Below are 13121 nucleotides of genomic sequence, written 5' to 3' on the forward strand. Positions count from 1 at the left end.
AAAAACGTGTACTTATGACACTTTTGAAAATTTATATTCATTATAGTGATTTACTTATCCTATCCATTGCTTGTTTTATGATATTGATATATCAAAAGCTCATATAAAAATTCATCAATAATGAATATCAGTTTTTATGAATCAATGATTTGCACAATTCAAGCGAGGGTATTGTGTGATATAGGTATATATTACCCTGTCGCTAAACCAATAAAATCCTAGGAAAATAATCTAAAGTAGTGGTTCTCAAATAGTTAAAAAATTACTAGAGTAAGACCCAATTCTCCCTATTGATATACTTCGTTTATGCCCTATAGCGCTTTTGATCTCACCACTGTAAAAACCCGTCTGGAACAGGCCCAGCTTGCTGGTTATATTTATCAGCATCAGCAACATATTCTAGTCTTGCAAGAACCTTTCAGTGATGATGGCAAGCCTTTAAATATCTATCTGCAACACGAGCTGACCGCGGATCAAATCGGATTACTGTTTGGTCTGCGTTTGCAAGAAGGTCATTGGGAATTCCTAATCGGCGTTACTTATAGCAACCAGAACGCAGCTTACGAAATTGGTGCTGGCAACCTAAAAGGTGATCAAAAAGCCTTTAATTTATTATATGCCTTTTATAATTATCCTAAAGCGTTCTATCTAGTGGCATTACCTTTGACAACCAACAGTCAGATTTTGGAGCAAACCTTGCAACAACAGCTTTTCAAGCAGCCTGATCTCGACTTCCTGAATACTGCAGTCAAGGTCAATCCTATGGGCGAACAGGTCAAATGGATGCAACACTATATTCTGCAACAGACTCTAGATATGAAAGTCCGGATTCAGACTGCCCTACTTTAAACTTGAACAGAAAAATTTGGAGATACTCAGGTCGATGTATCTCTATACTTTCTCAGGCAAGCACACACAGAATGCCATGCTATTCAGAATTCCTATTGCCACTATGGCATCACTTGCTCAAACATCCAGTTAGCTTCTTATAGTTTATTACTCTGTACACGACAAAAATAGATAACTCATTGAAATAATGTCATAATAATTGTTTTCTAACGACGAATACTATGACACATCTCAATGAGTTATATCTTATCTTAAACAAATATCTAAAATGGAACAAGTCACATTTAAAGTGCTTTGCGCTCATCATGCTTGTGATTATTTTAAAGCAAACATGTAATCTTTCTTCTGCATCTAAAGCCTTGCCCATCAAGTGCTTACCACAATCATTTTATCGACGTATGCAGCGCTTCTTTGCAGGTCAGTATTTTGATTATCGTCAAATTTCTCAGTTGATTTTCAATATGTTTTCATTCGACCAAGTGCAACTGACTTTAGATAGAACCAATTGGAAATGGGGAAAACGAAATATTAATATCCTGATGCTCGCAATCGTTTATCGTGGAATAGCGATACCTATCCTTTGGACATTGCTTAATAAACGTGGAAATTCAGATACGAAAGAGCGTATTGCTTTGATTCAACGCTTTATAGCCATTTTTGGTAAAGACCGTATTGTGAATGTGTTCGCAGACAGAGAGTTTATCGGTGAGCAGTGGTTTACATGGTTAATTGAACAAGACATCAACTTCTGCATTCGTGTTAAAAAAACTTCATTGTCACCAATCATTTAGGAAAGAATCATAAAATTAGTGATTTATTTCGCCATCTTAAAGTTGGTCAAATTGAATGTCGTAAACGACGGATTTTGGTTGGTCGGGTGAAACTATATATAAGTGCACTACAGTTAGAAAATGGAGAGCTTTTACTCGTCGTTTCTCCTCAGTTTAATGCCAATGCTATTCAGGATTATGCATTACGCTGGGAAATTGAAACCTTATTCAGTTGTCTCAAAGGACGCGGGTTTAATCTTGAAAATACGCGCTTGACAGACCCTAGACGAGTGAAAAAATTGATTGCGGTGTTAGCTATAAGCTTCTGTTGGTGTTACTTAACGGGTGAATGGCAACATGATCAAAAAAAAGCGATAAAAATAAAGAAGCATGGACGACTCTCAATGAGTTTATTTCGCTATGGTTTAGACTATGTTCAAATGGCGATTCAGCGTTTAATTGGTTTTGGGAAAAAAGAAGAGTTTAAGGAAATTTTGGCAATTTTAAGAAGGCAGAACCCTGATAGGATAAGGGTTCTGTGAAATTTGTCGTGTACAGAGAGTTTATTATTAATTTTAATAGTTCAATAATTATTAAATAATCAATATATTCAATCCTTGTTTATCGGGTTTTTTGTTATTTTTTTGCATACAAAATCAGTAATTACTGTTATCGTTATATCAATAAAAACTTTCAGACACTTTTCCTAAAAACATAATTATAGAGATAAAGAAATGTGGGAACTGTTTACGCATCCATCAAATATCGTATTTAGTATTAGCCTGAGCCTAATGCTGATGTTTGCTGCACTAGAATGTATTCTATTGCTGCTCGGCGGCGGCTCTCAGCATATCTTCGAACAGTTTTTACCTGAAGATCCCCTGCAACCAGAAATAAGCCCGGATCAGTCTCCGGGTGTTTTCAGCAAAGTATTTGACTGGTTATATCTGGGGCGTCTGCCTTTATTTATCTGGCTAATCATTTTTCTGACCAGTTATGGGTTAAGCGGTTTATTGATTCAGGGCATATTTGAGCGCCTGACCAGCCAGCTGTTTAATGTTTGGTTGATTTCTCCGGCCTGCCTGTTTCTGTGTATGCCTGTGGTGCGCTTTCTTGCCATGGCCGCCAGTAAGCTCCTGCCCCAAGATGAAACTTCCGCGATTTACAGTGATGAACTCATCGGACGTACCGCGACCATTATTCTGGGAGATGCCAAAGTGAATTCTCCCGCACAAGCCAAAGTCCGAGATCAACATGGCCAGACTCATTATGTTCTGGTTGAACCAGAAAACAATCAAATTTTAAATCAAGGTCAGAATGTAGTTCTAACCCACAAAACCAAGAACGGCTTTCAAGCCATTGCACTTTAATTTTATTTAGCTAGCACTCAATTGAGACTTTATAACAATGTTAACATTTGATTTATATAATATTTTAATTATTTCGGGAATTATTTTTGTGGCACTGGTGACTTTCGGTCTCATCATTGCACGCTTATACCGTCGTTCAAGCAAAGAAATTTCCTTTGTGCGTACCGGTTGGGGTGGAGAAAAAGTGATTTTAGGTGGAGGCGCAATCGTGCTTCCGGTGTTACATGAAATTATTCCAGTAAATATGAACACCCTACGCCTTGAAGTCCGCCGTGCTGATGATCAGGCACTGATTACCCGTGACCGGATGCGGGTCGATGTCATGGCCGAATTCTATGTCCGAGTCAAACCTACAGCAGATTCAATTGCCACCGCAGCACAAACCCTTGGTCAAAAAACCATGTCACCCAATGAATTAAAAAATCTGGTGGAAGGCAAATTTGTTGATTCACTGCGTGCAGTGGCTGCAGAAATGGCCATGGAAGAATTGCATGAAAAACGGGTCGATTTTGTACAAAAAGTCCAACAAGTGGTTTCAGAAGATTTGCACAAAAACGGTCTGGAGCTTGAAACGGTTTCCCTAACCGGACTGGATCAGACCGGATTTAAATACTTCAACCCGCAAAATGCATTTGATGCTGAAGGTCTGACCAAGCTCACTGAAACCATTGAAGATCGTCGCCGCAAGCGTAACCACATCGAACAGGATACCGATCTGGCGATCAAAACCAAAAATCTGGAAGCTGAACAGGCGCGCCTGCAAATTATTCGTGAAGAAGAATATGCCAAGCTGCAACAAGAACGTGAAATTGCCATTCGCCGTGCTGAACAGCTGGCTGAAATTGCCGCTCAGGAAGCCGGCAAAAAACGTGAAGCAGAAGAAGCACAAATTGCCGCTGAACGAGAAGTCGAACTCAAGCGTATTTTGGCCGCCCGTGATGTCGAAAATGAAAATATTCAAAAGGCTCAGCTGATTCAAAAAGCACAGGTCGAGCAAAAGAAAACCATTGAACTCGCTGAACAGGACCGCGCCATTGCCATTGCGGAAAAATCACGTGCTGAATCTGAAGCTAAAGCCCAAGCCGATCAGGCGCGTGCACAAGCGGTAAAAGCGGAAGAAGAAGTCATCACCGTACGTCAAATCCAGCAAGCAGAGCGTCAAAAGGCAGTTGAGCTGGTCGCAGCCAAAGAACATGCTGAAAAAGATGCAATTGCCATTACAGTTGCCGCTGAAGCTGGCAAACAAGCGGCAGCAGATGATGCAGAAGCAGTGCGGATTGCGGCTGAGGCGGAAGCAGAAAAAGTCCGCCTTAAAGCCAAGGGCGAAGCGGATGCGAAAATTCTATTGGCTCAGGCAATGGAGAAACAGTATCAGGTGGATGCTGAAGGTACGCGTGCGGTCAATGAAGCCAATAACGTCCTGTCACCTGAACAGGTCGAAATGCAGATCCGTCTGGCCATGCTGAAATACTTGCCTGAAATTATCCGGGAAAGCGTCAAACCAATGGAAAATATTGATGATATCAAGATTCTCCAGGTGAATGGCCTACATGGCGGTCATGCCGGTGCCTGTCAGGCAGATGCCCATCATGAGAATGGTAATGTTGCCCTGTCAGATCAGGTGGTGAATAGCGCCCTACGTTATCGTAGCCAAGCACCGCTCATTGACAGTCTGATGAGTGAGCTTGGTATTCAAGGTGGTGATATCAACGGCATGACTCAGAGCCTTAAAGCTAAAACTTAAAAATAGAATGCGATATAAAAAGCTCCCATCTGGGAGCTTTTTATTACAGGTTTACTTTGGATATCAGGCCAAACCTTTATCTTTTAACACTTGCAGCATAGTTGAACCGAGTTCGGCAGGACTGCGCGTATAGGCCATACCCGCACGCTCAAAGGCAGCAAACTTTTCTTCTGCTGTGCCCTTACCACCTGAAATGATCGCACCTGCATGGCCCATACGTTTACCTTTAGGTGCAGTTACGCCCGCAATATAACCAACAACTGGCTTGGTCACATTCGATTGAATATATTCTGCGGCTTCTTCTTCCGCCGTACCACCAATTTCACCAATCATGATGATGGCTTCAGTCTGCGGATCTTCCTGGAACAGTTTCAAGCAGTCAATCTGGTTCATGCCTGGAATTGGATCCCCACCAATACCAATACAGGTCGACTGACCTAAACCGAGTTTTGTAGTTTGCGCCACAGCCTCATAAGTCAGTGTGCCTGAGCGCGAAATGATCCCGATTTTACCCGGCTGATGAATATGTCCCGGCATGATCCCGATTTTACATTCACCCGGCGTAATAATACCCGGACAGTTTGGTCCGATCAGACGTGTGCCATTACCATTGGTTTCCAGATAACGCTTGGCTTTGAGCATGTCGATGGTCGGTACACCTTCAGTAATCACCACAATTAACTCAATGCCAGAATCAACCGCCTCAACAATAGAATCCAGTACAAAGGGTGCCGGAACATAAATCACCGAAGCATCTGCATCAGTTTCTTTCACCGCTTCACGCATGGTATTAAATACAGGCAATTCCAGATGGGTTTGACCACCTTTACCCGGGGTTACACCACCCACGACTTTAGTGCCGTAGGCTAAAGCCTGTTCAGAATGGAATGTGCCGTTTTTGCCTGTAAAGCCCTGTACCAATACTTTAGTGTCTTTATTAACTAATACGCTCATGTTAGATACTCCTTAAGCTTTTACAGCAGCAACGATTTTTTCTGCAGCGTCAGCAAGACCATGTGCAGAAATCAATTTCAAACCTGATTCATCCAGTAATTTTGCACCCAGTTCCGCATTGTTGCCTTCGAGGCGAACAACCACAGGAACTGTCACATTTACTTCCTGAACCGATGCAATAATTGCTTCAGCAATCATGTCACAACGTACAATTCCACCAAAAATATTAATCAATACACCCTGGACAGAGTGATCTGCCAAGATAATTTTAAAGGCTTCAATCACACGCTCCTTGGTCGCACCACCACCCACATCCAGGAAGTTGGCTGGTTGACCGCCATACAGCTTAATAATATCCATGGTTGCCATGGCAAGACCGGCACCATTGACCATACAACCAATGTTACCCTCAAGTGCCACATAGTTTAGATCAAACTCAGAGGCTTTTAACTCACGTTCATTTTCTTGAGACTTATCACGCAAAGCAGCCACTTCAGGCAAACGGTACAGTGCATTCGAATCAATTCCGATTTTGGCATCGACACACAGAATGTCGCCGTTTTCACGCACAGACAGCGGATTGATTTCGAAAAGTGCAAAATCATTGTCTACAAATGCCTGATAGGCAGCCGTCATGACTTTAACAAATTGATTGATTTGTCCATCTTTGAGTTTAAGTGCAAAAGCAACTTCACGCGCCTGAAATGGCATTAGACCAACTAAAGGATCAACCTCAACTTTAATAATTTTTTCAGGGGTTTCTTCGGCCACTTTCTCAATTTCAACACCGCCTTCAGTCGATGCCATAAAAGTGATGCGGCGAGTCGAGCGATCTACCACAGCGCCCAAGTACAACTCGCGCTCAACCGGATAAACATCCTCAGAAACTAAAATGCTATTGACCGGCTGACCATTGACATCAGTCTGATAAGTCACCAAGCGTGAACCAATAATCTGATTGGCATATTCAGCAGCCTCGGCAGCCGATTTCACCACTTTTACCCCACCAGCCTTACCCCGGCCACCCGCATGCACCTGTGCTTTCAATACTGCGAACTTTCCACCCAGCTGCTCGAAAGCATGCACCGTTTCATCGGCATTGGTGGCAAGTATTCCTTCCTGCACAGGCATACCATATTTTTTTAATAGCGCTTTTGCTTGATACTCATGTAAATTCATTGAATAACCTTTTATTACTTCTTTGCCTTGTTATAACCCACTAGCACCCAGACGTCCGTCAAAGCAGTACCAGCATTTCTTAAAATCGTTATCTTTATTTTTAGATGATTGTTCCAATAAAAACAACCATGAAATGTAAAAAGAGCGACCTAAGTCGCTCTTTTTTCAAATTACTTACGCTTACGTTGGATCGCGTGAATCGCACGACCATCAACTGCAAGTGCAGCTTCATGTACCACTTCAGAGAATGTCGGGTGACCGAAAGTCATCAACTGAAGATCTTCAACTGAAGATACAAACTCAAGCGCGATCATACCTTGGTGAACGATATCAGACGCAGCAGGTCCAATCACGTGCATACCGAGTAAACGATCCGTTTTTGCATCAGCAACAAACTTCACGAAACCGGCACCTTCACCCGCAGCTAAAGCACGACCGTTCACAGCAAAACCGAATTGACCCGTTTTAACTTCGTGACCTTTTTCAGTCGCTTGCTGTTCTGTTAAACCTACCCACGCCGCTTCCGGATGTGTGTAAATTACAGAAACAATGGTGTCATAGTTCACTTGTGCAGCATGACCGTGAATACGCTCAACCGCCATTACGCCTTCTTCCATTGCTTTATGCGCAAGCATTGGACCACGTACCAAGTCACCAATTGCGTATACGCCTTCAACTGAAGTTGCACACCAATCGTTGACTTCAACCAAACCGCGTTCAGTCAATTTAATGCCTGAATCATCAGCCAATAAACCTTCAGCATATGCGCGACGACCGACACAAACGATCAATTTATCGAAAGTTTCAGTTTTGTCTTCACCAGCTTGGTTATATTTAACCGTTACTTCACGACCATTGATTTCAGTACCTGCAACTTTTGCACCGATACGGATATCCATACCTTGCTTAGTCAACAGTTTTTGGAAGTCTTTTGCCAATGCTTTATCAGCCATTGGTAAGAATGCATCCATTGCTTCAAATACAACAACTTCAGCACCAAGACGACGCCATACAGAACCAAGCTCAAGACCGATCACGCCCGCACCAATTACACCTAAACGCTTAGGTACTTCTGGGAATTCAAGCGCGCCAGTAGAATCAACAATTAAGTCTTGATCTACAGGAGCCACTGGAATATTTACTGGTACAGAACCCGTCGCAAGAATCACATATTTAGGCTCTAAAACTTGAGTTTCACCTTCGTGAGAAACAAATTCTACTTTTTTACCTGCAAGCAGTTTACCCGTACCTTTTAACCACTCGATGCCATTACCTTTAAGTAACTGATCGATACCGCCAGTCAATTGATCTACAACTTTGTCTTTACGAGCCAGCATTTTAGAAAGATCGAATTTAACTTCACCAGTCGTAATACCATGGTCATCTAGATGTTGAACTGTATCTTCATAACGATGTGAAGAATCAAGTAAAGCTTTAGACGGGATACAACCGACGTTTAAGCAAGTACCACCTAAAGATGGTTTACCTTTATGAATACGTTTTTCGATACACGCAACTTTAAAACCAAGTTGAGCTGCACGAATTGCTGCTTCGTAGCCGCCCGGGCCACCACCAATTACGACTAAATCGAATTGAGACATGTTTATCTCCAACTAATCCCCCTTATTAATCCCCCTTTTCCAAAGGGGGATCTTCCCCTCTTTTTAAAGAGGGGTTAGGGGAGATTTTTAATGAATAAATTACAGATCAAGGATCAGACGCGCTGGCTCTTCTAACAATTCTTTGATTGTTACAAGGAAACCGACTGCTTCTTTACCATCGATTAAACGGTGGTCATAAGACAGTGCAAGGTACATCATTGGCAAGATTTCTACTTGACCATTCACCGCCATCGGACGTTCCTGGATTTTATGCATACCCAGAATCGCAGTTTGTGGCGTATTTAGAATTGGTGTAGAAAGCAATGAACCAAAAGTACCACCATTAGTAATAGTGAATGTACCGCCAGTCATGTCTTCGATGCCCAGCTTACCGTCACGTGCCTTGCCAGCATATGCACGGATGCCATTTTCAACTTCAGCATAGTTCATGCGGTCTGTATCACGAAGTACAGGAACCACTAGACCACGTTCAGATGAAACTGCAACACCAATGTCGTAGTAACCGTGATACACGATGTCATCGCCATCAATTGAAGCATTTACCGCTGGATAGCGTTTAAGTGCTTCAGTTGCTGCTTTAACGAAGAATGACATGAAGCCAAGACGCGCACCGTGACGCTTCTCGAATGCATCTTTGTATTGAGCACGCATTTCCATGATTGGTTTCATGTTCACTTCGTTGAACGTCGTCAACATTGCAGTTTCTTGAGTCGCTGCAAGTAAACGTTCAGCAACACGCTTACGAAGACGAGTCATAGGAACACGTTTTTCGATACGCTCGCCCACTGCAACGCTTAATGGTTGCGCTGCAGGTGCTGCCGGTTTCGCCTGATGATTTGCCACATCTTCTTTCGTGATGCGACCGCCACGGCCTGTACCTGCAACGTCAGCAGCTGCAACACCAGATTCAGTCAATGCTTTACGCACTGCTGGAGCCTGATCCTGTACTTGTTGACGTTCAACGATCGGTGCATTACCAGCTTCAGTTTGCGCAGCAGCTTGTTCAACTTTCTCTTCAGACTGAACTGCTTGAGTTTGCGTAGCGCCAGAAACAGCACCTTCTTCAAACTGTGCAATGACTTCAGCTGAAAGAACAGTATCGCCTTCACCTTTAATAATAGATGCAAGTGTACCGTCTGCAGGAGCAACAACTTCTAAAACAACTTTATCAGTCTCAATATCGCAGATCACTTCATCACGTGACACTGCTTCACCTGGTTGTTTGTGCCAAGTTGCGATCGTACCGTCCGCAACTGACTCTGGGAATACCGGTGCTTTAATTTCGGTTGCCATTACTTAGAATCTCCTGGATTATTCAGCGTCGATCGCAAGCGCGTCGTTGATGAGCTGAGCTTGTTGTTTTGCATGCAAATATGGTGAACCACATGCCGGTGCAGCAGAAGCTTCACGGCCTGCATAGCTAATACGTACTTGTTTACCCGCTTTCATCACGTCGTCATATAGACGCGGTGCGATGAACAACCAAGCGCCTTGGTTCTTCGGTTCTTCTTGCGCCCAAACAAGTTCTTTAACGTTTGGATATTGCGCAAGCACTTCTGCCAGGCGTTTTTCTGGGTATGGATATAATTGTTCAATACGTACAATTGCAGTGTTGTTCAATTCTTTTTCACGACGTTTTTCAACTAGGTCGTAATACACCTTACCACCACACAGTACCAGACGGGTTACATCTGACTTGTTGATGTTGTCTACTTCATCAATCACGGTTTGGAATGTACCGTTTGCAAGCTCTTCAAGGCTAGATACAGCAAGCTTGTGACGAAGTAAAGATTTCGGCGAAGTAACAATCAATGGCTTACGGATTGGACGAATCGCTTGACGACGTAATGCGTGGAAAATCTGCGCAGGCGTGGTCGGTGTGATGACTTGCATGTTGTCTTCAGCACATAGCTGCAAGAAACGTTCCAAACGTGCAGATGAATGCTCTGGACCTTGACCTTCAAAACCGTGTGGAAGAAGCATAGTTAAGCCACATACACGCTCCCATTTGGTTTCACCAGATGAGATGAACTGGTCAATGACAACCTGTGCACAGTTTGCGAAGTCACCGAATTGCGCTTCCCAGATGATCAAACTCTTAGGAAGAGTCGTCGCATAACCATATTCAAATGCCAATACAGCCATCTCTGACAATAAAGAGTCATAGATTGCAGTACGCGGCTGGTTTTCTTTCAGGTTACACAGCGGAAGATAAGTTGAGCCATCTACCTGGTTATGCAGTTTTGCATGACGGTGTGAGAAAGTACCACGACCTACGTCTTCACCCGTTAAACGAAGCAAGTAACCATCATCTAGTACAGTTGCATACGCCAGAGTTTCAGCAGCACCCCAGTTCAGTGGCATTTCGCCCGTTTGCATTTTCAGACGATCGTCGATCACTTTTGCAACTTGACGCTGCATCACGAAGCCTTCAGGAAGCTCACGCATTTTCGTGCCAAGCTCTTTCAAACGTTCGATTGGGAAAGTTGTATCCCAGTCGTCTGTGTACTCATGACCTAGGTAAGGCGTCCAGTCCACAAACATTTTTTTGTTCGGTTCAAGTACCAGTGCATTGGCAACGTGATTACCCGCTTCCAGGTCTGCACGGTAGTTTTCAACCATTTGATCTGCACTTGCGCGATCAAGAACACCCTGTTGTACCAGTTGATCCGCATAAAGCGTACGCGTAGTCGCTTTCTTGTTAATCACTTGATACATCATTGGTTGAGTTGCAGCTGGCTCATCCGCTTCGTTATGACCACGACGACGGTAGCAGAACATGTCAATCACAACGTCTTTACGGAAGGTATGACGGAAGTCATGTGCCAATTGTGAAATGAACACCACAGCTTCAGGATCATCACCATTCACATGGAAGATCGGTGCCTGAATCATTTTTGCGATGTCAGTACAGTATTCTGTAGAACGTGCGTCACGTGGATCAGACGTCGTGAAACCAACCTGGTTGTTAATTACAATGTGCACTGTACCACCCACGGTATAACCGCGAGTTTGTGACATCTGGAAAGTTTCCTGGTTAACGCCCTGACCTGCAAATGCAGCATCACCGTGTACGATTAGTGGCAATACGTCATCGCCGCCAATGTCTTTACGACGTACTTGACGTGCACGTACTGAACCTTCAACCACAGGGCCAACGATTTCAAGGTGTGACGGGTTAAACGCCAATGCCAAGTGAACTTCGCCACCTGGAGTCATCACGTTTGAAGAGAAGCCTTGGTGATACTTAACGTCACCAGAACCTTTCTTGTGAATAGATTTACCTTCGAACTCACCAAACAGGTCAGCCGGGTTCTTACCCATGATGTTAACAAGAAGGTTTAAACGGCCGCGGTGAGGCATACCGATCACAACTTCTTTACAGCCTACAGAACCTGCACGCTGAATAATTTCGTTGACCATCGGGATGAATGCTTCACCACCTTCAACGCCGAAACGTTTGGCACCAACGAATTTATTACCAAGATATTTTTCTAGGCCTTCAGCCGCAGTTAAACGCTCAAGGACATGTTTCTTTTGATCAGCATTGAAGCCATATTGACCGCGTGCACTTTCTAGACGTTGTTGAATCCAACGTTTTTCTTTGGTGTCCACGATGTGCATGTATTCAGCACCGATTGAACCACAGTAAGTGGCTTCCATTGACTGAACCATTTCAGCCAAAGTCGCTTCTTCTTTACCGATCGCCAGGTTACCAGTATTGAATACTGTGTCTAAGTCAGACTGAGTCAAACCATGCGCAGCAAGATCTAGATCAGGCACAACTTCACGCTTCGCCAAACCTAATGGATCCAGTTTTGCTTTCTGGTGGCCACGGTTACGGTACGCAGCAATCAGCTGTAGCACGCCAATTTGACGACGTTCATGCTCTGAGCTGACTGTCGACTGAACAATAGGCTGAATACGGCTTGAATTGCGACCTAAAAGTAGGAATTGCTCACGTACATTACTGTGTGGTTGATCACCTTTTGGGAATTTATCGAAGTACGCTCTCCAGTCAGCACCCACTGAGTCTGGAGCAGTCAGATACTGCTCATAAAGTTCTTCAATATACGCTGCACTATCAGCGGAAAGTTCAGTGTCAAGACGCAGAGCGTCAGCAACTTCTTGCATTTGTGGACCCATTTCCTATTGCAAAAACATTTTCAGGATGCTTTTTAAGCAAAACCCAGGATTATTAGCATCAAATTGGTAATATGATACTAGTCCCCCATAAGGCATAAGCCATGAGGCGTTATCACCACACCAAGAAAATCTTGATATGTTTAATGAACAATAACGCCCCTCAGCGGCATCATCACTCATTGAATACCCGATCGAAACCGGGCAATTTTTTGCAAATCGACTTAGAAAAAACCAAGCATTAACAAAGATTTTTTCTAAAGCGACTCGGGTCTACCTTTATATACCAGTCCCTGATTATGCAGTGTTTAAAAAATGTACCTGGCGTGGCATTTTTTAAACATAGTCATGGGCTAAATGCTAACATGATCTCAACTTTTCAATTGATTTTTTTGACACATACCTCCCATAAATTGGCTAAATACAGTTCAGATATTTTACTCTAATATATGGTGCTTTATCTCAAAAATAGATTCAATGTAGACTTAAG

9 protein-coding genes are annotated in these 13121 nt (G+C 43.3%); 4 read left to right on the top strand and 5 right to left on the bottom strand.

The window, feature by feature from the left end:
• Positions 1–306 precede the first annotated feature (306 nt).
• From F891_RS04600 to F891_RS04620, 4 genes are all read left to right on the top strand, one after another.
• Positions 307–849 carry a hypothetical protein gene (locus F891_RS04600; RefSeq protein ID WP_005262352.1) on the top strand — a complete coding sequence of 181 codons (543 nt, stop codon included), beginning with the start codon at positions 307–309 and terminating at the stop codon, positions 847–849.
• A gap of 221 nt (positions 850–1070) precedes the next feature.
• A protein-coding gene (locus F891_RS17280; RefSeq protein ID WP_085940413.1) for an IS4-like element ISAba1 family transposase occupies positions 1071–2161 on the top strand; the annotation gives its coding sequence in 2 pieces (ribosomal slippage) (positions 1071–1611 and positions 1611–2161; 1092 coding nt in all).
• Between the two features lie 192 nt (positions 2162–2353).
• Positions 2354–2989 (top strand): YqiJ family protein, encoded by a 636-nt coding sequence (locus F891_RS04615; protein WP_004730256.1) that lies wholly within the window; start codon positions 2354–2356, stop codon positions 2987–2989.
• Positions 2990–3026: 37 nt separating this feature from the next.
• Positions 3027–4733, top strand: coding sequence for a flotillin family protein (locus tag F891_RS04620; protein ID WP_004730259.1), 1707 nt, complete (start codon positions 3027–3029; stop codon positions 4731–4733).
• A 63-nt stretch (positions 4734–4796) separates the two neighbouring features.
• Here F891_RS04620 and sucD read toward each other — a convergent pair whose 3' ends face one another.
• From sucD to F891_RS04645, 5 genes are all read right to left on the bottom strand, one after another.
• Positions 4797–5687 (bottom strand): succinate--CoA ligase subunit alpha, encoded by an 891-nt coding sequence (gene sucD / locus F891_RS04625; RefSeq protein ID WP_004730261.1) that lies wholly within the window; start codon positions 5685–5687, stop codon positions 4797–4799.
• 12 nt (positions 5688–5699) lie between these two features.
• Entirely contained in the window at positions 5700–6866 is a 1167-nt protein-coding gene (gene sucC / locus F891_RS04630; RefSeq protein ID WP_005262354.1) for an ADP-forming succinate--CoA ligase subunit beta, read from the bottom strand.
• A gap of 170 nt (positions 6867–7036) precedes the next feature.
• On the bottom strand, positions 7037–8467 hold the full coding sequence (gene lpdA / locus F891_RS04635) for a dihydrolipoyl dehydrogenase (protein ID WP_005262355.1): 1431 nt from the start codon (positions 8465–8467) through the stop codon (positions 7037–7039).
• Between the two features lie 99 nt (positions 8468–8566).
• Entirely contained in the window at positions 8567–9781 is a 1215-nt protein-coding gene (gene odhB, locus F891_RS04640; RefSeq protein WP_004279435.1) for a 2-oxoglutarate dehydrogenase complex dihydrolipoyllysine-residue succinyltransferase, read from the bottom strand.
• 18 nt (positions 9782–9799) lie between these two features.
• Positions 9800–12622 (bottom strand): 2-oxoglutarate dehydrogenase E1 component, encoded by a 2823-nt coding sequence (locus F891_RS04645; protein ID WP_005262356.1) that lies wholly within the window; start codon positions 12620–12622, stop codon positions 9800–9802.
• Between the last annotated feature and the right edge of the window lie 499 nt (positions 12623–13121).

Source organism: Acinetobacter sp. CIP 101966 (genome assembly GCF_000369725.1).
GTDB classification, from domain to species: domain Bacteria; phylum Pseudomonadota; class Gammaproteobacteria; order Pseudomonadales; family Moraxellaceae; genus Acinetobacter; species Acinetobacter lwoffii_Q.